This is a genomic window from Klebsiella sp. HMSC16A12 (genome assembly GCF_001808265.1).
Lineage (GTDB): Bacteria > Pseudomonadota > Gammaproteobacteria > Enterobacterales > Enterobacteriaceae > Klebsiella > Klebsiella pneumoniae.
Genome location: NZ_KV792609.1, coordinates 6,450 through 30,775 on the forward strand (window position 1 = coordinate 6,450; position 24,326 = coordinate 30,775).

Annotated in this window: 23 protein-coding genes and 1 pseudogene; 18 read left to right on the top strand and 6 right to left on the bottom strand. The window is 58.7% G+C overall.

Features of this window, described 5'->3' with window-relative positions; genetic code table 11:
* From HMPREF3140_RS29515 to HMPREF3140_RS12360, 12 genes and pseudogenes are all read left to right on the top strand, one after another.
* Nucleotides 1–158, top strand: a pseudogene (locus HMPREF3140_RS29515) (DUF6392 family protein); the annotation flags it as partial.
* Between the two features lie 10 nt (nucleotides 159–168).
* Nucleotides 169–426 (top strand): DUF6392 family protein, encoded by a 258-nt coding sequence (locus tag HMPREF3140_RS29525; protein WP_004227463.1) that lies wholly within the window; start codon nucleotides 169–171, stop codon nucleotides 424–426.
* 297 nt (nucleotides 427–723) lie between these two features.
* Nucleotides 724–990: a PAAR domain-containing protein gene (locus tag HMPREF3140_RS12315; RefSeq protein WP_002910497.1), complete on the top strand. Its 267-nt coding sequence runs from the start codon at nucleotides 724–726 to the stop codon at nucleotides 988–990.
* 3 nt (nucleotides 991–993) lie between these two features.
* Nucleotides 994–2,151 carry a hypothetical protein gene (locus HMPREF3140_RS12320; protein ID WP_004198077.1) on the top strand — a complete coding sequence of 386 codons (1,158 nt, stop codon included), beginning with the start codon at nucleotides 994–996 and terminating at the stop codon, nucleotides 2,149–2,151.
* Complete coding sequence (locus tag HMPREF3140_RS12325; RefSeq protein WP_032411808.1) at nucleotides 2,135–5,545, top strand: ImcF-related family protein; 3,411 nt, start codon at nucleotides 2,135–2,137, stop codon at nucleotides 5,543–5,545. Before HMPREF3140_RS12320 ends, HMPREF3140_RS12325 begins: the two co-directional genes overlap by 17 nt.
* A gap of 133 nt (nucleotides 5,546–5,678) precedes the next feature.
* Complete coding sequence (gene tssF, locus HMPREF3140_RS12330; RefSeq protein ID WP_032411805.1) at nucleotides 5,679–7,442, top strand: type VI secretion system baseplate subunit TssF; 1,764 nt, start codon at nucleotides 5,679–5,681, stop codon at nucleotides 7,440–7,442.
* 29 nt (nucleotides 7,443–7,471) lie between these two features.
* Nucleotides 7,472–8,488 carry a type VI secretion system baseplate subunit TssG gene (gene tssG / locus HMPREF3140_RS12335; protein ID WP_021440342.1) on the top strand — a complete coding sequence of 339 codons (1,017 nt, stop codon included), beginning with the start codon at nucleotides 7,472–7,474 and terminating at the stop codon, nucleotides 8,486–8,488.
* The gene (tssJ, locus tag HMPREF3140_RS12340; protein ID WP_029602816.1) at nucleotides 8,469–9,005 is read left to right on the top strand and encodes a type VI secretion system lipoprotein TssJ; all 537 of its coding nucleotides are present in this window, start codon (nucleotides 8,469–8,471) and stop codon (nucleotides 9,003–9,005) included. The genes tssG and tssJ overlap by 20 nt, the downstream gene beginning before the upstream one ends.
* Before the next feature lie 2 nt (nucleotides 9,006–9,007).
* Entirely contained in the window at nucleotides 9,008–9,451 is a 444-nt protein-coding gene (gene tssE / locus HMPREF3140_RS12345) for a type VI secretion system baseplate subunit TssE (protein ID WP_004175538.1), read from the top strand.
* A 19-nt stretch (nucleotides 9,452–9,470) separates the two neighbouring features.
* Nucleotides 9,471–10,886: a VasL domain-containing protein gene (locus tag HMPREF3140_RS12350; RefSeq protein ID WP_004152260.1), complete on the top strand. Its 1,416-nt coding sequence runs from the start codon at nucleotides 9,471–9,473 to the stop codon at nucleotides 10,884–10,886.
* 131 nt (nucleotides 10,887–11,017) lie between these two features.
* A complete protein-coding gene (locus tag HMPREF3140_RS12355) occupies nucleotides 11,018–11,932 on the top strand; it encodes a sugar ABC transporter substrate-binding protein (RefSeq protein WP_002910453.1) in 915 nt (304 codons plus the stop codon).
* 84 nt (nucleotides 11,933–12,016) lie between these two features.
* Nucleotides 12,017–12,346: a DUF1869 domain-containing protein gene (locus tag HMPREF3140_RS12360; RefSeq protein WP_032411802.1), complete on the top strand. Its 330-nt coding sequence runs from the start codon at nucleotides 12,017–12,019 to the stop codon at nucleotides 12,344–12,346.
* Nucleotides 12,347–12,427: 81 nt separating this feature from the next.
* Here the strand turns inward: HMPREF3140_RS12360 and ychF are convergent, their stop codons facing one another.
* Together ychF and pth are read right to left on the bottom strand one after the other, a co-directional pair.
* Nucleotides 12,428–13,519 carry a redox-regulated ATPase YchF gene (gene ychF, locus HMPREF3140_RS12365; RefSeq protein ID WP_002910443.1) on the bottom strand — a complete coding sequence of 364 codons (1,092 nt, stop codon included), beginning with the start codon at nucleotides 13,517–13,519 and terminating at the stop codon, nucleotides 12,428–12,430.
* Nucleotides 13,520–13,636: 117 nt separating this feature from the next.
* A complete protein-coding gene (pth, locus tag HMPREF3140_RS12370; protein ID WP_070553000.1) occupies nucleotides 13,637–14,221 on the bottom strand; it encodes an aminoacyl-tRNA hydrolase in 585 nt (194 codons plus the stop codon).
* A 272-nt stretch (nucleotides 14,222–14,493) separates the two neighbouring features.
* Between pth and ychH the strand changes: the two genes are divergently transcribed.
* Both ychH and HMPREF3140_RS12380 read left to right on the top strand, forming a co-directional pair.
* Entirely contained in the window at nucleotides 14,494–14,769 is a 276-nt protein-coding gene (ychH, locus tag HMPREF3140_RS12375; RefSeq protein ID WP_002910437.1) for a stress-induced protein YchH, read from the top strand.
* Nucleotides 14,770–14,990: 221 nt separating this feature from the next.
* Nucleotides 14,991–16,037: a MerR family transcriptional regulator gene (locus tag HMPREF3140_RS12380; RefSeq protein WP_002910436.1), complete on the top strand. Its 1,047-nt coding sequence runs from the start codon at nucleotides 14,991–14,993 to the stop codon at nucleotides 16,035–16,037.
* Here HMPREF3140_RS12380 and dauA read toward each other — a convergent pair whose 3' ends face one another.
* The 4 genes from dauA to lolB form a co-directional block, all read right to left on the bottom strand.
* Nucleotides 16,038–17,717 (bottom strand): C4-dicarboxylic acid transporter DauA, encoded by a 1,680-nt coding sequence (dauA, locus tag HMPREF3140_RS12385; protein ID WP_004200291.1) that lies wholly within the window; start codon nucleotides 17,715–17,717, stop codon nucleotides 16,038–16,040.
* A gap of 124 nt (nucleotides 17,718–17,841) precedes the next feature.
* The gene (prs, locus tag HMPREF3140_RS12390; protein WP_002910407.1) at nucleotides 17,842–18,789 is read right to left on the bottom strand and encodes a ribose-phosphate diphosphokinase; all 948 of its coding nucleotides are present in this window, start codon (nucleotides 18,787–18,789) and stop codon (nucleotides 17,842–17,844) included.
* Between the two features lie 183 nt (nucleotides 18,790–18,972).
* Entirely contained in the window at nucleotides 18,973–19,821 is an 849-nt protein-coding gene (gene ispE, locus HMPREF3140_RS12395) for a 4-(cytidine 5'-diphospho)-2-C-methyl-D-erythritol kinase (RefSeq protein ID WP_004898981.1), read from the bottom strand.
* Nucleotides 19,821–20,432 (bottom strand): lipoprotein insertase outer membrane protein LolB, encoded by a 612-nt coding sequence (gene lolB / locus HMPREF3140_RS12400; RefSeq protein WP_032411797.1) that lies wholly within the window; start codon nucleotides 20,430–20,432, stop codon nucleotides 19,821–19,823. Before lolB ends, ispE begins: the two co-directional genes overlap by 1 nt.
* A 270-nt stretch (nucleotides 20,433–20,702) precedes the next feature.
* On the opposite strand from lolB, the gene hemA reads away from it, so the two are divergent.
* From hemA to sirB2, 4 genes are read left to right on the top strand one after another with little or no spacing between them, the layout of a single operon-like run.
* Nucleotides 20,703–21,959, top strand: a complete 1,257-nt coding sequence (hemA, locus tag HMPREF3140_RS12405) for a glutamyl-tRNA reductase (RefSeq protein ID WP_002910404.1) — start codon at nucleotides 20,703–20,705, stop codon at nucleotides 21,957–21,959.
* Between the two features lie 42 nt (nucleotides 21,960–22,001).
* Nucleotides 22,002–23,084 (top strand): peptide chain release factor 1, encoded by a 1,083-nt coding sequence (gene prfA, locus HMPREF3140_RS12410; protein ID WP_002910403.1) that lies wholly within the window; start codon nucleotides 22,002–22,004, stop codon nucleotides 23,082–23,084.
* Nucleotides 23,084–23,932, top strand: coding sequence for a peptide chain release factor N(5)-glutamine methyltransferase (gene prmC, locus HMPREF3140_RS12415; protein ID WP_004184596.1), 849 nt, complete (start codon nucleotides 23,084–23,086; stop codon nucleotides 23,930–23,932). The genes prfA and prmC overlap by 1 nt, the downstream gene beginning before the upstream one ends.
* Nucleotides 23,932–24,324 carry an invasion regulator SirB2 gene (gene sirB2 / locus HMPREF3140_RS12420; RefSeq protein WP_032411794.1) on the top strand — a complete coding sequence of 131 codons (393 nt, stop codon included), beginning with the start codon at nucleotides 23,932–23,934 and terminating at the stop codon, nucleotides 24,322–24,324. Before prmC ends, sirB2 begins: the two co-directional genes overlap by 1 nt.
* The last annotated feature ends 2 nt before the right edge of the window (nucleotides 24,325–24,326 follow it).

The following is a 24,326-nucleotide window of genomic DNA, read 5'->3' on the forward strand; positions in this document are numbered from 1 at the left end:
CAATTAGGTAAACCTTATCAGGATATTTATGAACAAGGTTTAATTCCCTACAAAACAAAACAAAACCAACGATTACTGTTAGTGATGATATTTTCAGGCTGGATATGAGGCGAGAAAGAATATTTTCATCTTTTATAAATAACCAGAAAAAATCTTGAGGAAGTGACTTTGCGGTTAGAAGATGAAAATAAAACGGCTTGGTTATTTCCTAATCCGCTGCCTTTTAGTCTTGAACCAGTAATGACGCAGCGATGGATGCGCGAACGCTTTGGATTTCCCATAGGTTATGGCGAACGCAAAATGATAGGGAGCAATAGTCGTCATATTAGCGAGGTATACCCACTGTTGCCACCTAATCAGAAAATGTCTGTTTTATTTGCTTATAATTCTGATTATTTTGTTGTTAGTGTGTTTTTTATTGTATAGAGCATGCAATAGAAATTAAGGCGACTTTCACGAGTATAAGGTCGTCTGGCAATTGGCGTTCGAAGTGAAAAATTATTAATGTAGGGGATATCACCTGGGGGAAGAAGTATGTATTAAGTAAAGAGAGGTGTGCAGATATTCCAGATATTATTTTATGTTTATTATTCTTCCTTTGACAGGAGTCGCCGGTTTTTATCTGTTATTAAATGTTATTGCCTCACTCTTTAGGTTGAAATAGATGCGATTGAGTATTCTAATTAATAATTACTGTATCGCTGATATATAAAAGGAAATTCAATGTCCAAAGGTTTTGTATTACTCGGCGATAAAACCACGCACGGCGGTGCTGTTATTTCCGCATCTTCCACCATGATTGTAAATGGAAAGCCCGTAGCGCTGGTGGGGGATAAAGTCAGCTGCCCGATTCCGGGACATGGCACTAATGCCATTATTGAGGGATCGCCGGAATGGTCTTCCGATGGTAAAGCCATCGTGGTCGATGGCTGCAAATGTCAGTGCGGTTGCCAGGTGATTTCCGGCGCGCCGGAATGCGCGATAGGATAAAAAATGGGCTGGGTACGAACAAAAGCATTGACCATGGAGCAGCCATCGGCTCCTTCACTGACCCGATGGCTGTTTGCCGGTGTACTGATGGCGATTATCGGTGTCCTGCTCTTTATCCTCCATGCTTCCGGCACCGTAAAAATTCTCTCAGTGATAAATATCTGGTGGGTATCCCTGATGCCTGCAGGATGCTGGTTGCTGATTTTTTGTCTGCGTTGCTACCTGTGGGACAGGGATCTGAAAGCGCATCAGTTCTTGCTGAAAGAGGCGGAATACGGACAGCAGAGGTGGGAAGACTGGGCCGGGCGCTGGCTGGCCGTTCTGGGCAGTGCAGTGCTGTTGCCGGATCATATTTCTGCGGCGCATTGGGGGAGTGAGCGGCCTCAGCAATACGGACTTACCCGCAGGATTAATTACCTTCCGGTAGAAGAGCCCGTGCAGTTGAGTGCGATGCATGCGCTGCTGACCAGTATAGAAGAGCGCGTGCAGTGCCTGCCGGAAGAGCTACCGCTGTATGTCACCCTGATCACGGATAATCCCTCGCCTGAGCTGACCAGCAGTTTCAGTAATCTCTGGAAAGAACACATTCCTGGCCGTGCCGTGCCTGATGATATTACCGTTACCGGCTCATTCTCACTGTCGGAAGTGGAGGAGCGCCTGAAGCAGCCTGTACTGACGGTCAATTTACTCCTGGTCATCCAGCTCAACGGTGGTACAGCATACTCCGACGGGCTGGCCGTGCTGCTGCTGACCAGCGATGATGTGGCGCAAAAATACCATCTGCCGCACTCATCACGGCTGTTACGTCCTATGCCCTTAGATATGACGAACTTTGAAGACGATATCACCCTGTTTCTGGAAACCCAGACTGTCGCCTGCCATACGCCCTCCGTTATCGGGGACGCAAAAAAATGGACGGAAAGAAGCGCCGCGCTTATCACGCAGGGCGGCAAAATGCATACCCCATGGAAAGCTGAAGATATCGCGCTGCTGGAAAAATGGTGCGGTATTCCGGGACCCGCAGCGCCCTGGCTCCTGACCGCGCTGGCAGCCGATCTGGTCAGCCTCCGTAAACAGCCCCTGCTGGCGTTATTTTCCAGCGAACAGGAACATTTTATCAGTACCATCACCCCAGGGAGTGAAGATGAATATACCGGGTAATGGCCTGGGCCGGTTTGGCCTGGCCGGGCTTACGTTGGCCGGGATGGCTGCAATATGGTGGGGGATCACCCGCTATGGCGGCATGCTGAATATCAATACGCGGGGCGAGCAGGTACTGGCGTTTGTCCTGGTCTGTCTGGCGTTGGTATTTGTTTTTTACCTTCCTGCAATGTCCCGCCGTGTGAAGGAGAGTTTATATCGCCGGCAGTCGCAGCAGGCCAGCGTCTTACCCGGCGAAGAAGGGCGCGTGGCGCTGACACCTCCCCATCATATTACGGTGGGGGAAATTCGCCAGACTCTACGCTATCAGTATGGACGCGCCTGGTCCCGCAAAGTCCGTATTCTGCTGATAATTGGCTCAGTCAGAGACGTAGAACAACTGACCCCAAAGCTCACGCAGGAACTCTGGCAGGAAGATCAAGGTACATTATTGCTGTGGGGTGGAGACCCTGGGGCAGCGGTAGATAACGCCTGGTTCACAGCGCTGCGTAAACTGCGTTATCGCCCGGCTGATGGTATGGTGTGGGTAACATCGGGCTTTGACGGCGTTTTGACAACGATGAACAGAACGAAGCCCAGGCTCACGCCAGATGAAATGGACAGTGTGTCTCACTCTCTAAAGCTACGCTTCGAAGCTCTTGGCTGGAAACTACCCCTATACGTCTGGTCGCTGTATGAGGGGGGCAACGAAAAAAATGGACGTATCACTCAGCCTGTAGGCTGCCTGTTACCTGCAGGTTGTACGCCGCAAATAGTTGCCGAACAGTTCACTGCCCTGGCGTCGTTACTGATAGAGCAGGGCATCCAGCAGATATGCGGGCAACCACAGCACAATTTTTTACTCGCGCTGGCCGACCAGTTGACTCGGGAAGCGGAAGCGGTGGTGGAACCGTTATCGATACTGCTTAATCCATACCGACCATTGCCGATGGCCGGGGTGGTATTTAGTGAGGCGTCAGTAGAGGCTGGTCGCAGTGTCCGTCATCACTGGGGACGGGATAACCGCTGGGAAACGATACCAGACTCAGTGCTGTGGTTGCCAGCCGGTCTACGTCCGCGCAAACAGGGAGTCAACTGGATGCGTGGGATGAGCGTGGCCGCCGCCGCCCTGATGTTACTCTGGGCCGCCTCAATGACAGTCTCTTTTATCGCCAACCGCGAGCTGGTGGCGATCGCACAGGAGCAGGTGCGGCTGGCCTCAGCGGAGAAACAGCCGCTGGCCGTACGCCTGCATGCGCTCTCCGCGTTACAGAAAACGCTTTCTCAACTGGAATACCGCTCGCAGCACGGCGCGCCGTGGTACCTCCGCGCTGGCCTCAGTCAGAACGATGACCTGCTGGCGGCGCTGTTCCCGCGCTACGGAGAGAGGGCGCAGCCGCTGCTGCGCGATGCGGCGGCGCATCATCTGGAAGAGCAGCTCACCGCCTTCGTGCAGCTCCCGCCGGACAGCCCACTGCGTGAGAAGATGACGAAGACCGCTTACGGACAACTGAAACAATATCTGATGTTGACCCGCCCGGAAAAAATGGACGCCGCGTGGTTCGCCACCACGCTAATGCAGGACTGGTCGCAGCGCTCAGGCATCGCCGACGCCGTCTGGCAGGGCAGCGGCCCTTCGCTGCTGGCATTTTATGCCGCCAGCCTGGTGTCGCATCCGCAGTGGCGTCTGCCTGTCGATGACGGTCTGGTCAGCCAGGTGCGCACACGGTTAATTCGCCAACTGGGCCAGCGCAACAGTGAGTCCACGCTTTACCAGAAGATGCTCGCGCAGGTGGCGAATCAGTATGCCGATATGCGCCTGGCGGATATGACTGCCGACACCGATGCTTCGCGTCTGTTCAGCACTGATGAGGTGGTGCCGGGAATGTTTACCCGTCAGGCCTGGGAGCAGGCCGTGCAGCCGGCCATTGAGAAAGTGGTCGCGGAACGCCGCGATGAAATGGACTGGGTGCTGAGCGATACGAAGCAGACTGCCGCGCAGTCGACGTCGCCGGAAGCTCTGCGAGCCAGGCTGGCGGAGCGTTATTTCGCTGATTTCAGCGGCGCCTGGCTGGATTTCCTCAACAGTCTGCGCTGGCAGCGCGCGGCGACCCTCTCCGATGCTATCGACCAGCTGACCCTGATGGCCGATGTGCGCCAGTCGCCGCTGGTGGCGCTGATGAACACCCTGAGCGTGCAGGGGCGAACCGGCCAGACCGGGGAAGCCATCGCCGATTCGCTGGTCAAATCGGCCAGGCAGCTGTTCAACCGTGACAACCCACCCGCCATCGATCAGCAGTCCGGCTCGCGCGGTCCTCTGGATGCCACCTTCGGGCCCGTACTGGCGCTGCTGGACAATCGCGACGGCGGGACACCCACCAGCCGTCTTAGCCTGCAGACCTTCCTGACCCGCGTCACCCAGGTGCGTCTGCGCCTGCAGCAGGTCACCAACGCCACCGATCCGCAGGCGATGACCCGGTTGCTTGCGCAGACGGTATTCCAGGGCAAGGCCGTGGATTTAACCGAAACGCGCGACTACGGCAGCCTGGTGGCGGCGGGGCTGGGCCAGGAGTGGAGTGGATTTGGGCAAACGCTGTTTGTTCGCCCGATGGAACAGGCCTGGCAGCAGGTGCTGACCCCGGCGGCGGAAAGTCTCAACGCCCAGTGGCGCAGCGCGGTGGTGGAGGACTGGAATAGCGCTTTTGGCGGTCGCTACCCCTTTAAAAATACCAGCAGTGAAGTCTCTCTGCCGCTGCTGGCAAAATACCTCGACAGCGAGACCGGGCGCATCGCCCGCTTTCTGCAGACCCGGCTGAACGGCGTGCTGCATAAAGAGGGGAGCCGCTGGATGGCGGACAGTATCAATGCTCAGGGGCTGACGTTTAACCCGGCCTTTCTGCAGGCGATGAATACCCTGAGCCATCTCTCCGACGTCGCGTTCGCCAACGGCGAAGCGGGATTGCATTTTGCGCTACGTCCCGGCACCGCGGACGGCGTGATGCAGACGGAGCTGGTCATCGACAATCAGAAACTTGTCTATATGAACCAGATGCCGGTCTGGCGGCGGTTCAGCTGGCCCGCTGACACCGAAGCGCCGGGCGCCAGTCTGAGCTGGATCAGTACCCGGGCGGGCACCCGCCAGTATGGCGATTTCCCGGGCGCCTGGGGGTGGATCCGTCTGCTGGATAAGGCGGTGGTCAGCGCTTATCCCGGAACGAGCAGCAGCTGGAGCCTGAGCTGGAAAGCGCCGGATGGTCTGTTTCTGAACTACACGCTGCGTACCGAGGCGGGGGAAGGACCGCTGGCGCTGCTGGCGCTGCGAAACTTTACGCTACCGGAGACGATATTCAGCGTGCGCGCGTCTGCTGAACGTGTTCCGCTGACCGACGATATACCCGGCGAAGAGGGATACTGAACCTTCTCCCTCACTGATTGGCGTTGACCTGCAACGCCAGGCCTCCTTCGCTCATGGCCGCCCGACGGCCAACTAATCTGACCGCGCAGCCATGCTGCGTGTCTCCCTGTAGACGAATAAGGGAATATTCATAATGGACGATTTAACCCTGCGATATTTTGATGCTGAAATGCGCTACCTGCGCGAGGCGGCAAAAGCGTTCGCGCAGGCTCACCCCGATCGGGCGGCGATGCTGGATCTCGATAAAGCCGGTACGCCGGACCCTTACGTTGAGCGCCTGTTTGAAGGCTTTGCCTTTTCCGTAGGTCGCTTGCGCGAAAAAATTGATGATGATCTGCCGGAGCTGACCGAGGGGCTGGTCAGCATGCTGTGGCCGCACTATTTGCGCACTATTCCATCGCTATCGATCGTGGCGCTGACCCCAACGCTGCCGGCGATGAAGATGGCGGAAACGGTGCCCGCCGGGTTTGAGATTAGCTCCCGCCCACTGGGGCCGAAAAATACCGTGTGCCGGTACCGAACCACCCGCGATCTGACGCTTAACCCGCTGGCGATAGAGGAGGCGGTGATGACGGCGGAGCCGGACGGACGTTCGGCCCTGCGACTACGATTCGCCTGTAGCGAGCTGGCTGACTGGTCGCAGACCGATCTCCGCCGCCTGGCGCTGTACCTGGGGGAAGACGCTGTTACCGGCAGCGCCCTCCATCTGTGGCTGACCCGACGCCAGGCCGCGCTGTACCTGCGTCTGCCGGGTCAGACAGAGCGGGTAAGCCTCGACGGCTATTTTTCCCCGGGGGGATTCAGCGAGGAGGATCGTTTATGGCCGAAGGAGGAGAGCGCTTTCAGCGGCTATCAGCTGCTGCTCGAGTATTTCACCTTTCGCGAAAAATTTATGTTCGTGCAGCTAAATGGCCTGGAAAACATCACCCTGCCGGCGGGGATATCGCATTTCACGCTTGAGGTGGTGTTCAGCGAGGTCTGGCAAAGTGATTTACCCGTCAGCGCAAGCAGCCTGCGCCTGCACTGTGTGCCGGTGATTAACCTGTTTACCCTTGAGGCCGATCCGTTGACCATCAGCGGGCTGGAGAGCGAATATCTCCTGCGTCCGAAGCGCCTGCAGGACGGGCATACCGAAATCTATTCTGTTGACAGCGTGACCGGCTCCGGGCGCACCGGGGAGGCACGCTATGTGCCTTTCACCCGCTTTCGTCACCAGGGCGGGATGATGCGTCGCCATGCGCCGGAGCGCTACTACCACACCCGCGTAAAACGGGGCGTAACCGGCATGCACGATACCTGGCTTATCCTCGGCGGACAGCAATGGGAGGCTGACCGGGAGCTGGCGCGGGAAACGGTCTCCTTGCGCATCACCGGCACTAACGGCCAGCTGCCGCGCCGGGCGCTACAGAGCACGCTGCTGGATCGCTGTGAGTCGATATCAGCCACGCCGCTTACCGTCCGCAATCTCTGTAAGCCCACGCTGCCGGCCTATCCCCCGGCGGAAGACCGCTACCACTGGCGGGTCATGAGCCATCTGGGCACCCGTTTTCTCAACATGATGAGCAGCGCCGAGGTGCTGCGCGGCACGCTGTCGCTCTACAACTGGCGGGAGGATGAGCTCAATAATCGCCGTCTGGACGCCATTCTGGCGGTCAGCCATCACCGAATTCAGCGTTTCGAGCAGGGCTTCCTGCTGCGCGGGCTGGATATCGAAGTGACGCTCGACGGTAGCGGATTTACCGGCGCGGGCGATGTCCACCTGTTTGGCGACATGCTCAACCGCTTTTTCGCACTGTATGCCGATATGAATCAGTTCAACCAGCTGACGCTCATTGTTCAACCTGAAGGGAAATGTATCCGGTGGAAAGAGAATCACAGTCTGCGCCTGCCCGGCTGATGGCGCAGCTCCGGCCTCAGTTGCCGTACATGAATTTTTACCGCTTCTGCCAGTTGCTGGAGAAGAACCATCCGAAGGCGCCGATCATCGGCAGCGGCTGGCTATTAGGTGATGAACCCATACGCTTTCGCCCGCATCCGGGGATGGGCTTTCCGGCTGGCGAAATCCGCGGAATGGACGATCCTGAACCGCCCCGTCCGCCGGCGGTTCGCGTGACTTTTATGGGACTCTACGGCGTGGAATCCCCGCTGCCGACCCACTATAGCGATGACATTGCGCAACGGCGGGAAGGCGTCGAGGCCACCGAGGATTTCCTCGATATCTTTAACCATCGGCTGATCGCCCAGTATTACCGTATCTGGCGCAAATATTCCTACCCGGCAACCTTTCGGGCGGGCGGCACGGACAACATCTCGCAGTATCTGCTGGGCCTGGCGGGGCTGGGCATACCGGGATGTGCCGCCGTTGCCGCAGCGCCGCTGTCGCGATTTCTGGCGCTGCTGCCGGTGATGATGCTGCCGGGGAGATCCGGGGAAGGCATGGAGGCGCTGGTGGCGCTCCTGGCCCCGGGGACCCGGGCGACGGTGTACCACCACGATCCCTGCCGGATCCCCTTGTCGCAGCCGTTAACGATGAGCGTCCGTCAGCCGGTTAGCCTGCAACATAGGCCAGTGATGGGAACCCACGCCACGGATGTGAACGGTCAGGTATTGCTGCAGCTGGCCACGGAAAAGCCTCATGAGGTTCGCGGCTGGCTGCCCGGCGGCGAACTGTTCAGCGACCTGATGGCGCTTCTGCACGTCTGGCTCGGATCTCATCTTGACGTGCGGCTGCAGCTTTGCGTCGCCCGCCATTTACTGCCGGATGCGCAACTTTGCTGCCAGCAGGAGCATGCCGTCCAGCTCGGCCGTACCGCTGTGCTGCGTCCGCTGGATGCGCAGAAACAGGCTGACGACAGAGTCACGATTTATCTGGGGCGCTATCAGCGCGTCCGGGAAAATATCCACCGCAGGGAGAGCGATGAAGATGGCGATTACCGCAGTTAAACCCTCCGCCAGGTTGCTGGCATTCCTCATGGTTACCGTCTTAACCGGCTGCGGCCTGACGCAGACCGTGAAAGACGGCGCCGTTTCCGTGACCCAGTCCATTTTTTACCCCCAGGTGAAAACCCTGCATCTGGATCTTCGCGCCCGGGAAGGCGTGAATAACAACGCCAAAGGCGCCTCCCTGGCGACGGTGGTGCGTATTTATCAGCTGAAGGACCGGCAAGCGTTCGACAATACTGACTACCCGTCGCTGTTTGCCGGCGATGGCCAGGCGCTGCATGCGGACCGGGTGGCGGAAAAAGATGTTCGCCTGCGTCCGGGCGAATCGGTGACCGTCGATATGCCCATGGAAACCAGCGCTCAGTTTGTGGCGGTGGCGGCCATGTTTATCGATCCAGACCTGACGCAAAACAGCTGGCGGCTGGTACTCACCCGGGACGAACTTGATCCGGCGAGGCCGCGCATTATCGAAGCCAGCCAAAATCAACTGACGCTGCACCCGTTTAAGGAGAAGTGAAAATGCCTCGTCCCTCCCTGTATGACATCCTGTACGGCAATTTCGCCGGCGGGCTTGACCTGAATACTGTCAGCGAAACGGATCAGGTCATCCTGTCGGTGCTCGATAACATGCAGCGCATCCTCAACTGTCGGGCCGGAACGCTGGCGCATCTGCCGGACTACGGCCTGCCGGATATGACCGCTGTCCTCCAGGGGATGCCAGCGTCGGCGCATCAACTGATGAGCACGTTGTCGGCGGTGTTGCTGAAATACGAACCGCGCCTGCAGCGGATCGCGGTGGTGATGCTCGATCAGCATGCGCCCGGCGAACTGCGCTATGCCATTGATGCGGAGCTGAAGGATATTGGCCTGGTGCGTTACGGCACGGAGTTTATGCCCGAGGGCAGGGTGTTGATCCGCCACCTCAAACGTCAGCAGTACCTTGACGCCCGCTCCGCCCTCTAATCTCTCGCTGAAAGACATCATGATGACAACACACCACGACCGTCACTATAAAGCCGGTGGCGACCCGCGCACGCTGGCTGATTTTATGGCCCTGCGTGCGGAAATGAACAAGCTCAGCCACCCGGCGCGGCCGGATATTAACTGGCCGTATGCCGAGCAGCTTGCCCGCGGGCTGTTGGAGCATCACGGCGCGGACCTGCAGACTGTCGCCTGGTATACCCTGGCCCGCGCCCGGCTGGGCGGGGTGGCAGGGATCAATGAGGGGCTGACGCTGATGGAGTCGCTGCTGGTTCGTCAGGGGAAAAACCTGTGGCCACAGGCGCTCCCGGCCCGGACAGAGATCTTCCGCACCCTGAGCAAGCGGCTGCGGCAGGTGATCCGTACCCTGAATCTTACCCCAGAGGATGTTGATTCGCTTGAGCAGGCTGAACGTTCGCTGCAAAGCTTCGACGCAGTGCTCCAGCGCCTTGAGATCGCTCCTGAAAACCAGCTGAGCGACCTGCGGGCGCTACTGCACAGCACGGCAACTCGCTTCGAGAGCCTCGACCCTGCGCCAGCGCTTCCCACCGCGCCGCCGGTGGCGGTGTCTGACGCGGAACTTCCCGGCACTCTGGTCAGCGAAGAGGATGCGGCGAAGGCTGAGCCAGTGCCAGACCTAAAACGTAGACCAAAGGCTGAGCCGCTGGCTCCGCCTTCACCTGCAAAGCGGCCCGCGCCGGTGGCGGCGTCTACTCCGGCAGCCGCGCCGCGCTGGAAGCCGTTTATCGCCGGAATGGTTACCATGCTGGCGGTAACGGGTATCGCCGTCGGCGGATGGCTGGCGCTGCGTCAGTCCGACTTGCCGCCCATTTCGGTCACCCAAAATGCCGGACCGATACCGGGCCTGCCGGCGACAACGCCCCCGGGGCCGGTTGATCTGCCACAGACGCAGCGCCAGCTTGGCGAGCTTGCCCGCCTGGCGCCGGACTGGGCGGTCAGCTACGGCGACCAGCTGGTCCACCAGGCCCTGATCCGCTGGCCGGATCAGGCGCAACCGCTGGCGCAGCAGTGGCGGCAGCAGCTGAGTGCTGGCGCATTGCCCGCGGAAAACCTTACCGGCTGGTCGGAGGGCATGCAGCAACTGCAGCGGCTCGCCGACCAGCTCAATGCCCTCGACGAGCAGAAGGGGAAGTACCTGACGGTGAGCGAACTAAAAACCGCAGTATTTGCCATCACGCAGTCGTTTAACCGCGCTGTTCCGCTGGAGGAGCAGCTGCGCCAGCTGGCTGCGCTTCCCGTTGATCAACCCTGGCCAGCCGCGCGGGGAAGCCTCGCGGAGCTGCATCTGCAACAGCTGATAGTGGAGTATGCCCTGCTGAAGCGAAAACAGCCGGCGTCGCCGACCGCTGCGCTCCCCGCAACCGGTGAGCCCTCGGTGAGTGAGGCGGTGAAATAAAGTGTGCGCATGGCAACATTTTCTTTACATCAATATTGCAAGAACCGAACGCCCTTCGTAGTCTGAAAATGATTTAAATATACCGTTTGTAGTTATATTGAAAATTTTATTTCGATCTCTGAGGGCATACTATGAAGCACTGTAAAATCATCCTGTTAGTAGGCCTTCTGGCCAGTTCCGCTTCGGCATTAGCGGAGAAGATCGGCGTCTCAATGGCCTACTTCGATCAAAACTTTCTCACTATTATCCGCCAGTCCATTGAGAAAGAAGCTCAAGCCCGCCACGTCGACGTACAGTTTGAAGACGCCCGCGGCGACACCGGACGCCAGGCCGATCAGGTGCAGAGCTTCATCGCCTCCGGCGTGGACGCGATCATCGTCGACCCGGTGGACTCCGCCAGCACCCCGCAGCTGACGAAGATGGCGCAGCAGGCCAAAATGCCGCTGGTGTATGTGAACCGGACGCCGGGGGATAAAACGTTACCGCCCGGCGTGGTGTTTGTCGGTTCGGACGAGCGGGAGTCTGGCACATTGCAGATGGAGGCGCTGGCGAAGCTGGCGAACTACAAAGGCAACGTCGCCATCATGATCGGCAATCTCACCGACGCCGGCGCGCTGCAGCGCACCAAAGATGTGGAGCAGGTGGTGGCCAAGTATCCGGCAATGAAAGTGGTGCAGAAACAGCCGGCCAACTATTCCCGCAGCGAGGGCATGGATCTGATGCAGAACTGGACGGGCAACGGAGAAGCGATTGATATTGTGGCGGCGAACAACGATGAGATGGCGATTGGCGCGGCGATGGCGCTGGAGAAAAGCCAGAAGAAGCTGCTGATCGGCGGGATCGACGCCACCCCGGACGGGCTGAAAGCCCTGGCCAGCGATAAGATTCAGGTGACGGTTTTCCAGGACGCCGTCGGTCAGGGCAAAACGGCCTTAGCGGTAGCGCTGAAGCTGATTAAAGGAGAAAAGGTCGAGTCTCATGTCTGGATCCCGTTTGAGTTAGTGACCAAAGAAAACATGCAGACCTATGTGGAAAAGAGTCATTAACGGCAAGGCGCAGGTGCGCGAACCTGGCTGATAAAACCGGGCTGATACTGCGACTCCCGGGCAACTAAATCGGAGGAAAAAGGCATGGCAACGGCAAGAAGCGGCTATACGCTGCAGGTGATAAAGGCAGGACAGCAGGGGCATGTTGAAATGAGATGGGGGCATCTCGCAGACGTTGATACGCGCGCGGCGGCGACGGCTATCATGCAGCATATCGGGCGTTCTTCGTCCTCGCGGGGCCAGCAGGAGATCAGCCTGTCGCTGACCAATGCCGCCAGCGGCATCTCGGTGGAGCTTCATCACCCGGCCTCTGGGGAAAGCGCCACCCCGGCTTTTATTGAGGCTGAGTTAAAGAAAATTGTGCAGATCGTTGATGGCTACGAGGCGGCAGAAGATACCCATATTGTGGAGTAGCGTGTCGTCCGGGTAAAAAAAATCCACGCCGCTGCGTGGATTTTTTTTGCGCGGTGGTGGCGAAAACGCCAGTTAGCGGGATCAGACGTTGAACAGGAAGTTCATCACATCGCCATCTTTCACGATGTAGTCTTTACCTTCAGCACGCATTTTACCGGCTTCTTTCGCGCCCTGTTCGCCTTTGTAGGCAATGAAGTCTTCATAAGCGATGGTCTGCGCGCGGATAAAGCCTTTTTCGAAGTCGGTGTGGATCTTACCGGCTGCCTGCGGCGCGGTCGCTCCCACCGGGATGGTCCATGCGCGAACTTCTTTCACGCCCGCGGTGAAGTAGGTCTGCAGGTTCAGCAGAGCGTAACCGGCGCGGATCACGCGGTTCAGGCCCGGCTCTTCGAGGCCCAGCTCAGCCATGAACTCGTCACGCTCTTCATCGTCCAGCTCGGCGATGTCCGCTTCGACGGCGGCGCACACCGGCACCACCACAGACCCTTCCTGCTCGGCGATGGCGCGAACCTGATCGAGGTACGGGTTGTTCTCGAAACCGTCTTCATTGACGTTCGCGATGTACATGGTCGGCTTCAGGGTCAGGAAGCTCAGATAGCGGATGGCCTCTTTCTCTTCTTTGGTCAGATCCAGCGCGCGCAGCATACCGGCGTTTTCCAGCTGCGGCAGGCATTTTTCCAGCGCGGCCAGCTCAACCTTCGCGTCTTTATCGCCGCCTTTGGCTTTTTTGGAGACGCGGTGAATCGCGCGTTCGCAGGTATCAAGGTCAGACAGCGCCAGTTCGGTGTTGATAACGTCGATATCTTCCGCCGGGTTCACTTTCCCCGCGACGTGAATAATATTATCGTTTTCAAAGCAGCGAACCACATGGCCGATGGCTTCGGTTTCACGGATGTTGGTCAGAAACTGGTTGCCAAGACCTTCACCTTTGGACGCGCCTTTCACCAGGCCCGCGATATCCACGAACTCCATGGTGGTCGGCAGGATGCGCTGCGGTTTGACGATTTCAGCCAGCTTGTCCAGACGCGGATCGGGCATCGGTACGACACCGGTGTTCGGCTCAATGGTACAGAAGGGGAAGTTGGCCGCTTCAATACCCGCTTTGGTGAGCGCATTGAACAGGGTGGATTTGCCGACGTTGGGCAAACCGACGATACCGCATTTGAATCCCATGATTTAAATCACCTTAATCTTTGGATAATCAATCTGTTACAAGGAACAGATTGCAGAAAATTGAATAGCTTTGCCTATTATACACGGTGCGCGGCAAAAATGCCGCACGACAACGGCTTATTGCGCCTTAAAGGCGTGCAAACGGTTGGTCGCTTTGGTCAGCCCGTCCTTTAACCAGATTTCGGTACAGCGCGCCGCTTCGTCGACAGCGTCATCGATCAGTTTCTGCTCGCTGGCCGGTGGTTTGCCAAGCACAAAGTCGACAACCTTGTTTTTGTCGCCCGGATGGCCGATTCCGACGCGTAAACGGTGAAAGTTCGGGTTATTGCCGAGCTTACTGATGATATCCTTCAGGCCATTGTGGCCGCCATGGCCACCGCCAAGCTTAAATTTCGCCACGCCCGGCGGTAAATCCAGCTCGTCATGGGCGACCAGAATTTCATCCGGGTTGATGCGATAAAAGGTCGCCATCGCGGCCACGGCTTTACCGCTGAGGTTCATAAAGGTAGTGGGGACCAGCAGGCGGACGTCCTCGCCCGCCAGGTTGATGCGCGAGGTGTAGCCGAAGAATTTGCTCTCTTCGCGCAGCGGCGCACGATGGCGATCCGCCAGTAAATCCACATACCAGGCGCCAGCGTTGTGCCGGGTGGCGGCATATTCCGCACCGGGGTTGGCCAGGCCGACAATCAGTTTAATGGTCACGTTTTCTATCCTGCATGGGGCATTCTCTGCCGCGTAGTGTACTGTCTGCGGGCGCGCTTGACAAAATTCTGGCTATTAGACAATACCCGCATTGATGATTTACTCACTAAATCATTAGAATTTGATATGGTTCATAGACTTATTTGTAAATTTTTGTCTATTCGCTGTTCACTAATGTGATCGTGGACGCACTCCGCAGAAGAGACCTTGTCTATACTACACCTATAAGATTTGGGGACATTCCCTGGCAACCCAAAGTCCGGAGGTGACACATGAAACGCAAAAACGCTTCGTTACTCGGTAACGTACTCATGGGGTTAGGGTTGGTGGTGATGGTTGTGGGGGTAGGTTACTCCATTCTGAACCAGCTTCCGCAGCTTAACCTGCCACAATTCTTTGCGCATGGCGCAATCCTAAGCATCTTCGTTGGCGCAGTGCTCTGGCTGGCCGGTGCCCGTATTGGCGGCCACGAGCAGGTCAGCGACCGCTACTGGTGGGTGCGCCACTACGATAAACGCTGCCGTCGTAACCAGCATCGTCACAGCTAACCGTAGCATGATTTCCCGCATCGGCCGCTGAAGGCCGATGCGCTTTTCTGTGTCTCACTTTATCTCTTCCTCTTTTTCCCGCCATATTACGCCCCCATTCCGTCCTGGCCTTCGTGCTGCTATGGTTGCCAGCAAAAATGAATAGCAAGCGCGGTTTTTGCTTGACCCTGACGTTACGTCAGGCTGCAGAGTAGCGGACCTGGCCACAGAGAGGAGCAGTCATGTTAATTCAGGTGGGAGAGCTGGCGAAGCGTGCCGGACTGACGGTACGTACGCTGCATCATTATGAACAGACGGGGCTGTTAACGCCTTCGGCCAGAAGCGAGGCGGGCTATCGGCTCTATAACCTGTCCGCGGTTCAGCGCCTGCATATGATAAAGGCGCTGGCGCAGGCCGGGCTAACGCTCGCCACAATCAAGGACTATCTCGATCGGCAAACGCTGTCGCTGCCCGAGCTGCTGACGCAGCAGATAGATACGCTCAACGCCCAGCTACGCGATGTTGGCAGGCTGCGCGATCGACTATTGGTACTGCGCGAGGCGCTGGCGAGCGGCAATGAACCCGATCTGGAGTCCTGGCTACAGACGCTGGAGTTAATGAAAATGTACGATCGTTGGTTTAGTCAACAGGAGTTAGCCGCGCTGCCGTTTGCGGCACAGGATGAACAGCGGGCGCAGGCGTGGCGCGAGCTAACGGAGGAGGTGCAGACGCTGATGGCGAGCGGCTGCCCGACGGACAGTCCGCAGGCGATGCGTCTGGCGACGCGCTGGATGGAGCGCCTGGAGCAGGATACGGCCGGGCGTCCGGAGTTTCTGACCCGCCTGAACGAGATGCATGCCGCCGAGCCGCAAATGGTTGAACAGACCGGCGTCACGCCGGCAATCATCGCCTATATCACCGAGGCCTTTGCCGAAAGCAAACTGGCCATCTGGGCGCGGTACCTTGACGAAGAAGAGATGGCGTTCACCCGCCAGCACTATTTTGACCGGCTACAGGAGTGGCCTGCGCTGGTGGCGAAGCTGCATCAGGCGTGCCGGGAGGGCGTAGCGCCGGACTCGGCGTCGGGTCAGGCGCTGGCCCGGGCGTGGCTTGAACTGTTTCAGTCCTACGCCGGTACCCGGCCGCAGACGTTGCAGAAGTTTCGTCGGGCAATGGAGCAGGAGCCGCATTTGATGAAGGGCACCTGGATGACGCCGGCAGTGCTGAGCTGGCTGCAGCAGGCGACCGGATCCTTGATGCGGCAGGCGCAGGGACCTGCCGCCGGGTGATCACAGGTCAGCCAGCGCGGCCTGACGATCGGGGTAGAAGCTCAGGCGTCCGGGCAGCGGCTTGACGCCGGCGCGCGCTAGCGTGCGTAGCGGCTGAAACTCGAGGTTAGATACGCGCAATTCACAGCCTTCCGGCAGCTTGTTCACAAAGCGCTGGAAGGCATCCAGGCCACCGGCGTCGAGAACCGGCACCGCGTCCCATTTCAGCACCACGATGCGCTTGCCGGCGATCCGGGTCTCCAGATCGTTGAACAAGCCTTCGGCGGCGGCAAAGAACAGCGGCCCAATTACCCGCAGCACCAGCACATCGTCTGGCACCTCGACGTTGACCGGCGCCAGATGAGTCATGCGTGCGATACGGCGCATAAACAACAGCGAAGCCAGCACGATCCCGACGCTGATAGCGATCACCATGTCAAACAGCACCGTTAGCGACATGCACATTAGCATCACCACGATGTCGTCCTTCGGCGCGTGGCGCAGCAGATTGATGACTTTATGCGCCTCGCTCATATTCCATGCCACCATCAGCAGCAGGGCGGCCATCGCCGACAGCGGCAGCCAGGAGAGCAGTGGGGCGAGGATCAGCAGCGCCAGGATCACCAGCAGGGCGTGGATCACGGCGGCAACCGGCGATGTGGCGCCGGCGCGGACGTTCGCCGCCGAGCGGGCAATCGCCGCGGTGGCAGTGATCCCGCCGAAGAACGGCGCGACAATGTTGCCCAGCCCCTGGCCAATCAGCTCGCTATTGGCTTTGTGCTTGGTGCCGGTCATGCCATCAAGCACCACCGCGCACAGCAGAGATTCAATGGCGCCGAGCATCGCCATTGAGAAGGCGGCAGGCAGCAGAGCCTGCAGCGAGGCCCAGCTCAGGGTAAAGTTTGAGCCCGGCATATCCCAGGGCAATACCAGCTGCGGCAGCAGCTGCGGAATGCCATTGCCCTGAGTGCCGTCCGCCAGCTGATAATGGAACTGCGAGCCGATCGTCGCGACATCGCCGCCGAGCAAGTTGACCACCAGCATGACCGCGCAGCCGCCCAGCAGCGCCGGGAGGTGGCCCGGCAGGCGGATACCCAGCCGCGGCCAGAGGATCAGAATGCCAAGAGTAACGACGCCGATGGCGGCATCGCCAACGTTAATGGTCGGTAGGGCCATCGCCAGCGCCGCCACTTTCTGCAGATAATGCTCCGGCACATGGGGCATCTGCAGGCCGAGGAAATCTTTAATCTGCATGGTGCCGATGGTGATACCGATCCCCGAGGTGAAGCCGAGGGTGACTGACAGCGGGATGTATTCGATCAGGCGGCCAAAGCGCGCCAGGCCGAAGAGGATTAAAAAGATCCCCGACATCAGCGTCGCCACCAGCAGTCCCGCCAGACCAAACTGCTGGGAGACCGGATAGAGGATCACCACAAAGGCGGCGGTCGGCCCGGAAACGCTAAAGCGTGACCCGCCGGTCAAGGCGATCACAATCCCTGCCACCGCTGAGGTATAGAGGCCGTACTGCGGCGGCACGCCGCTGCCAATCGCCAGCGCCATCGCCAGCGGAATCGCAATGATCCCGACGGTGATCCCGGCGATCAGGTCACGCGTGAAGCGGGCGGTGGTGTACTTTTCTTTCCAACAAGCGTCGATGAGGGCGCGGAAAGGCATCACATGTGAGGAAAATAATCTGTTCACAATAATGTTTCATCCATGAGCGCATCATCTGTCAACTAAATGGCAGGTGAAGGAGGCATTGATCATACAAATAAGGTGCGGAGACAAAAAAACCCGCCGCAGCGGGTTTTTGTGCTGGGCTCGATTAATGTTCGAACATAGCAGAGATAGATTCTTCATTGCTGATACGGCGAATAGCTTCAGCCAGCATACCGGAGAGCGTCAGAGTACGCACTTTATCCAGCGCTTTAATTTCTGGTGCCAGCGGAATGGTATCGCAGACGACAAATTCATCAATGACAGAGTTTTTGATGTTCTGGATAGCGTTGCCGGAGAAGATTGGGTGCGTCGCGTAAGCGAATACGCGTTTCGCGCCACGCTCTTTCAGCGCTTCTGCCGCTTTACACAGGGTGCCGCCGGTGTCGATCATATCGTCGACCATCACGCAGTCACGACCGGCAACGTCGCCGATGATGTGCATCACCTGGGAGACGTTGGCGCGCGGACGGCGCTTGTCGATGATAGCCATATCGGTATCATTCAGCAGTTTAGCGATAGCGCGGGCACGCACGACGCCGCCGATGTCCGGAGAAACCACAATCGGGTTGTCCAGGTTCAGCTGCAGCATATCTTCCAGCAGGATTGGGCTGCCGAACACGTTATCGACTGGCACATCGAAGAAGCCCTGGATCTGTTCTGCGTGCAGGTCAACGGTCAGCACACGGTCAACGCCGACGCTGGACAGAAAATCCGCCACCACTTTCGCGGTGATTGGCACACGAGCAGAACGAACACGACGGTCCTGACGAGCATAACCGAAGTAAGGGATAACGGCGGTGATACGACCTGCCGAAGCACGACGCAGAGCATCAACCATAACAACCAGTTCCATCAGGTTGTCATTGGTGGGAGCACAAGTGGACTGGATGATGAAAATATCACCACCGCGTACGTTTTCATTGATTTGTACGCTGACTTCGCCGTCGCTAAAACGACCTACAGCGGCGTCGCCAAGAGAAGTGTACAGGCGGTTGGCAATACGTTGTGCTAGTTCCGGGGTGGCGTTACCAGCAAAAAGCTTCATATCAGGCACGAGAAGAACCTCAGGCATGCGTCCAGTGGTGGATGAATGGGCCAATAATGTGCGGGATGGCGCCATTCGATCCAGTCGGTGTATTTAAAGAGCACGATGCAACGTCTGGAACAGGGTGACGTTGTCACCGTAACTCAATTTCCCCGGCTGACTCATTATCAATGTGCCATCACGGCGCAGGATTCAGAGCAGGGCCTGCTTGAGCGGCGAAAGGTTAACTCCGCGCGCCACAAAGCCATTTAGCCATGCCGGGGCAGTGTCCAGCACCTGACGGGCAGCGGATTCGGTGTTAAATTCAGCAAAAACACAGGCCCCTGTGCCGGTCAGGCGTGACGGCGCATATTCTAACAGCCAGGAAAGCGCGGCATCAACCTCGCGAAAACGTTTTCTTGCGATAAGCTCGCAATCGTTGCTGAATTCACAATTTAATAACGTATTAATTGACCGGCGCGGGGTATTTCGTGGTAGCTCCGGATCGCGAAAAATGATCGGCGTCGGAATACTGACCCCCGGGTGGGCCACCAGGTACCATTTTTCCTCGGGTTCTACCGGCGTCAGTATTTCACCCACCCCCTCGGCGAAGGCGGCATGGCCGCGTACGAAAACCGGCACATCGGCCCCCAGCTGAAGGCCAAGAGTCGCCAGCTCATCTTCCGAGAGACCGCAGCCCCACAGATGGTTGAGCGCCACCAGCACGGTGGCGGCATTGGAGGAGCCACCGCCCAGGCCGCCGCCCATCGGCAGGCGCTTATCGATACTGATATCGGCGCCGCTGCCCGCCGGCAGGCGATCGCTTTCGCTGGCGGCATGCATCAGCAGACGCGCGGCGCGAACGATCAGATTCTCCTCGTCCGGCACGCCGGCCACCGGCGTCAGCAGGCGCAGTTGGCCGTCAGTACGCGGTTCGATGGTCAACGTATCGCCGTAATCGAGAAACTGAAACAGCGTTTGCAGGGTATGGTAACCATCGGCCCGCTGGCCGGTGATATATAAAAACAGATTCAGTTTTGCAGGAGAGGGCCAGCGGGTCATCATTTCACGATCCAGTTATCCATCTTCAGCTTGATGCGCTGAGCGCCATTGTTCAGCTCGACATTGGACGGTAGGGCTGGCTGGGTATCGCTGGTGTAGCCGCCGTAGGTCACGTGCCAGGTTTTGCCGTTTTGCGTATAGTTCAGTTCACGCAGACGGTACCGATCGTCCAGCGAATAGTCGGTGGCGTCGCCCGGCAGGCCGATGATCCACTGGCGCAGGCTGTTCAACGGGATCGGCATCCCGGTCAGACGGCCAATCATCTCTTCGGCATCAGCGGCGGTATAGGTCTGGCCTTTGTTATCGATCAGCTGCACGCTGCCCGGCTGCGCGGTCAGCGACAGCTCGGTGCTGCCCAGCGGGTTGGTCAGCAGCAGGCGATAGCGGTCCTGGCCGGTTTGCTGCCAGAAGAAGCGGGCATAGACTTTTTGCTCATCGGAAAGATAGGCAAACGCCCCGCGGGTCTGGAACTGATAGAGGCTGCGGACAGCCTGCTGGTGCTGACGCCACTGCGGCGAATCCGGGCTTTTGCCAGGCCCTTGCGGCGTATGAAGAGAACAGGCGGTGAGGACGAGGCTGGCCAGCGGCAGCAGGCGGAACAGTCGATTCATAATGATGACAAATCCTTGATGTCTACAGGGAAAAACGGCGACAGGGAACAGCGGGCCGATTTGTGTAGCAGGTTACATTTATAACCCTTAATGCTAGCGTCGCCGGGCGATAGCGTCTACGTTCAAGTTGTCTGAAATCAAAAAATTAACCTTAATGGCGGTCTTGCTTTAACTATTACTCCAAAAGGGGAGCCTCTCTTTTATTGATTACGCGCATCCTGTATGATGCACTCAGACTAACCTTAGCAACGCTGGTACTACTCCCTCACAATGACCCTTTTAGCTCTTGGCATCAATCACAAAACAGCTCCGGTCGCCCTGCGAGAACGCGTCACGTTTTCGCCGGAAACGCTCGATAAGGCGCTGGAGAGCTTGCTGGCTCAGCCGATGGTGCAGGGTGGGGTGGTGCTGTCGACCTGCAACCGCACGGAACTCTATCTCAGCGTCGAAGAGCAGGATAACCTGCAGGAAGCGCTGATCCGCTGGCTGTGCAACTACCACGGCCTCAACGAAGAAGACCTGCGAAAAAGCCTTTACTGGCACCAGGATAATGACGCCGTCAGCCATCTGATGCGCGTCGCCAGCGGCCTCGATTCGCTGGTGCTGGGCGAGCCGCAGATCCTCGGCCAGGTGAAAAAAGCCTTCGCCGACTCCAGCCGCGGCCATCTTAACGTCAGCGAGCTGGAGCGGATGTTCCAGAAATCCTTTTCAGTGGCTAAGCGCGTGCGTACCGAAACCGATATCGGCGCCAGCGCGGTCTCTGTGGCTTTCGCCGCCTGTACCCTGGCGCGGCAAATCTTTGAATCGCTCTCCAGCGTCACCGTGTTACTGGTCGGCGCCGGGGAAACCATTGAGCTGGTAGCGCGCCATCTTCGCGAACATCACGTGCGCAAAATGGTGATCGCCAACCGCACCCGTGAACGCGCCCAGGCGCTGGCGGAGGAAGTGGGCGCCGAGGTGATAGCCCTCAGCGATATCGACGAACGGCTGAAAGAGGCCGACATCATTATCAGCTCCACCGCCAGCCCGCTGCCGATCATCGGCAAAGGCATGGTGGAGCGTGCGCTTAAGGCGCGGCGTAACCAGCCGATGCTGCTGGTGGATATCGCCGTCCCGCGCGACGTTGAACCAGAGGTCGGCAAACTGGCTAACGCCTACCTCTACAGCGTCGACGATTTGCAAAACATCATTCAGCATAACCTGGCGCAGCGTAAGGCTGCCGCGGTGCAGGCGGAATCGATCGTCGAGCAGGAAACCAGCGAATTTATGGCCTGGCTGCGCGCGCAGAGCGCCAGCGAGACCATTCGCGAATACCGCTCTCAGTCTGAGCAGGTCCGTGAGGAGCTGACGGCGAAAGCGCTGGCCGCGCTGGAGCAGGGCGGTGATGCCCAGGAAATTATGCAGGATCTGGCGCGCAAGCTCACTAACCGCCTGATCCACGCGCCAACCAAATCTCTTCAGCAGGCCGCCCGTGACGGGGACGACGAACGTCTGCATATTCTGCGCAACAGCCTCGGGCTGGAATAGCGCACCTTTCTCTTATTTTCAGGACAGGGTGAATTCACGCCTATGAAGTCTTCTATTGTTGCCAAACTGGAAGCGTTGTACGAGCGCCATGAAGAAGTGCAGGCGCTGCTCGGCGATGCCGCGACGATTGCCGATCAGGATAAATTCCGCGCGCTGTCGCGGGAGTATGCTCAACTGAGCGATGTGGCGCGCTGCTATACCGACTGGCGTCAGGTGCAGGAGGATATTGAAACCGCGCAGATGATGCTCGACGATCCGGAAATGCGCGAAATGGCGCAGGAAGAGCTGCGTGACGCCAAAGAAAAAGGCGATCAGCTGGAGCAACAGCTGCAGGTTCTCCTCCTGCCGAAAGATCCTGATGACGAGCGTAACGCCTTCGTGGAAGTGCGCGCCGGGACCGGCGGCGACGAAGCAGCGCTGTTTGCCGGCGATCTATTCCGCATGTACACCCGTTACGCAGAATCGCGCCGCTGGCAGGTAGAGATCCTCAGCGCCAACGAAGGTGAGCACGGCGGCTTTAAAGAGGTGATCGCCAAGATCAGCGGCGACGGCGTTTACGGTCGGCTGAAATTTGAATCCGGCGGCCATCGCGTGCAGCGTGTGCCGGCCACCGAATCGCAGGGGCGGATCCACACCTCCGCCTGTACGGTGGCGGTGATGCCGGAGCTGCCGGAAGCCGAAATGCCGGACATTAACCCGGCGGATCTGCGCATCGATACCTTCCGTTCCTCCGGGGCAGGCGGTCAGCACGTTAACACCACCGACTCGGCTATCCGCATTACCCACCTGCCCACCGGCATCGTGGTGGAGTGCCAGGACGAGCGTTCTCAGCATAAAAACAAAGCCAAGGCGCTGTCGGTGCTGGGCGCGCGCATCCGCGCCGCCGAAGTGGCCAAACGTCAGCAGGCGGAAGCCTCCACGCGCCGCAACCTGCTGGGCAGCGGCGACCGCAGCGACCGCAATCGCACCTATAACTTCCCGCAGGGCCGCGTGACCGACCACCGCATCAACCTGACGCTCTACCGTCTGGATGAGGCGATGGAGGGCAAACTCGACATGCTGATTGAGCCGATTGTCCAGGAACATCAGGCCGATCAGCTGGCGGCGCTGTCCGAGCAGGAATGATGACCTTTCAGGCCTGGCTGCAGCAGGCGATCGCCCGCCTGGCGGAGAGCGACAGCCCGCGACGCGACGCCGAGATCCTGCTGGGACACGTTACCGGCCGGGCGCGAACCTGGATTTTGGCCTTCGGTGAAACGACGCTCTCTGCTGACGAGGCGGCGAAGCTGGAGGCGCTCCTGGTGAGACGCCAGCGCGGGGAACCTATTGCTCATCTGGTCGGGCAGCGCGAGTTTTGGTCGCTGCCGCTGTTCGTCTCCCCGGCGACGCTGATCCCCCGCCCGGATACCGAATGTCTGGTAGAGCAGGCGCTGGCGCGTCTGCCAACCGCGCCGTGCCGTATTCTCGACCTCGGCACCGGGACCGGCGCCATTGCCCTGGCGCTGGCCAGCGAACGTCCGGACTGTGAGGTCACCGCAGTGGACGTGATGCCGGACGCCGTGGCGCTGGCGTTGCGCAATGCCGAACATCTGGGCATCGCTAACGTGACGATAAGTCAAAGCGACTGGTTTAGCGCGCTGGCCGGGCAGCGCTTCGCCACGATCGTCAGCAATCCCCCCTATATCGACGCCGCCGACCCGCATCTCGCCGAAGGCGATGTGCGCTTTGAGCCGTTGACGGCGCTGGTCGCAGGCGACCAGGGGCTGGCCGATCTGGCGCATATCATCCGCGAGGGACGGCAGTATCTGCAGCCCGGCGGTTGGATGCTGCTGGAGCATGGCTGGACTCAGGGCGAGGCGGTTCGCGCGCTGTTCCGCGAAGCGGGCTATCTGGACGTCGCGACCTGTCGCGACTATGGCGACAATGAGCGTCTGACCCTCGGACGTTTACCCGACATGGAGAATGTTGGCTGATGAACTTATTCATGGCTGTCCTCTACCTGCACATTGCCACAGTGGCGGTGTCGGTAGGATTGTTCGTTTTACGTTACTGGTGGATGTATCACCAGAGCCCGCTGCTGAACCAGCGGTGGGTGCGAATTGCGCCGCACTGCAGCGATACGCTGCTGTTTCTCAGCGGCGCAGGGTTAATGGCGATAACGCACTACCTGCCGTTCACAGAAGACGGCGCATGGCTGACTGAAAAGCTGTTTGGCGTTATCATTTACATCGCATTAGGTTTTATCGCGTTGGGCCGTCGTCGTCCGCGCAGCCAGCAGAGCCGCTTTATCGCGTTCCTGCTGGCGCTGGTGGTGTTGTTTATCATCATTCAACTCGCCATCACAAGAATACCGATACTGGGGTAGGT

Bases quoted from the DNA above. Each gene is read 5' to 3' on its own strand.
- HMPREF3140_RS12320 (WP_004198077.1), top strand. From the start codon at position 994: ATGGGCTGGGTACGAACAAAAGCATTGACCATGGAGCAGCCATCGGCT.
- tssF (WP_032411805.1), top strand. From the start codon at position 5,679: ATGGACGATTTAACCCTGCGATATTTTGATGCTGAAATGCGCTACCTG.
- ychF (WP_002910443.1), bottom strand. From the start codon at position 13,519: ATGGGATTCAAATGCGGTATCGTCGGTTTGCCCAACGTCGGCAAATCC.
- hemA (WP_002910404.1), top strand. From the start codon at position 20,703: ATGACCCTTTTAGCTCTTGGCATCAATCACAAAACAGCTCCGGTCGCC.
- HMPREF3140_RS12380 (WP_002910436.1), top strand. From the start codon at position 14,991: ATGTTAATTCAGGTGGGAGAGCTGGCGAAGCGTGCCGGACTGACGGTA.
- HMPREF3140_RS12360 (WP_032411802.1), top strand. From the start codon at position 12,017: ATGGCAACGGCAAGAAGCGGCTATACGCTGCAGGTGATAAAGGCAGGA.
- HMPREF3140_RS12350 (WP_004152260.1), top strand. From the start codon at position 9,471: ATGATGACAACACACCACGACCGTCACTATAAAGCCGGTGGCGACCCG.
- tssG (WP_021440342.1), top strand. From the start codon at position 7,472: ATGAATTTTTACCGCTTCTGCCAGTTGCTGGAGAAGAACCATCCGAAG.
- prmC (WP_004184596.1), top strand. From the start codon at position 23,084: ATGACCTTTCAGGCCTGGCTGCAGCAGGCGATCGCCCGCCTGGCGGAG.
- HMPREF3140_RS12325 (WP_032411808.1), top strand. From the start codon at position 2,135: ATGAATATACCGGGTAATGGCCTGGGCCGGTTTGGCCTGGCCGGGCTT.
- lolB (WP_032411797.1), bottom strand. From the start codon at position 20,432: ATGAATCGACTGTTCCGCCTGCTGCCGCTGGCCAGCCTCGTCCTCACC.
- ychH (WP_002910437.1), top strand. From the start codon at position 14,494: ATGAAACGCAAAAACGCTTCGTTACTCGGTAACGTACTCATGGGGTTA.
- tssJ (WP_029602816.1), top strand. From the start codon at position 8,469: ATGGCGATTACCGCAGTTAAACCCTCCGCCAGGTTGCTGGCATTCCTC.
- HMPREF3140_RS12355 (WP_002910453.1), top strand. From the start codon at position 11,018: ATGAAGCACTGTAAAATCATCCTGTTAGTAGGCCTTCTGGCCAGTTCC.
- HMPREF3140_RS12315 (WP_002910497.1), top strand. From the start codon at position 724: ATGTCCAAAGGTTTTGTATTACTCGGCGATAAAACCACGCACGGCGGT.
- sirB2 (WP_032411794.1), top strand. From the start codon at position 23,932: ATGAACTTATTCATGGCTGTCCTCTACCTGCACATTGCCACAGTGGCG.
- tssE (WP_004175538.1), top strand. From the start codon at position 9,008: ATGCCTCGTCCCTCCCTGTATGACATCCTGTACGGCAATTTCGCCGGC.
- ispE (WP_004898981.1), bottom strand. From the start codon at position 19,821: ATGACCCGCTGGCCCTCTCCTGCAAAACTGAATCTGTTTTTATATATC.
- prfA (WP_002910403.1), top strand. From the start codon at position 22,002: ATGAAGTCTTCTATTGTTGCCAAACTGGAAGCGTTGTACGAGCGCCAT.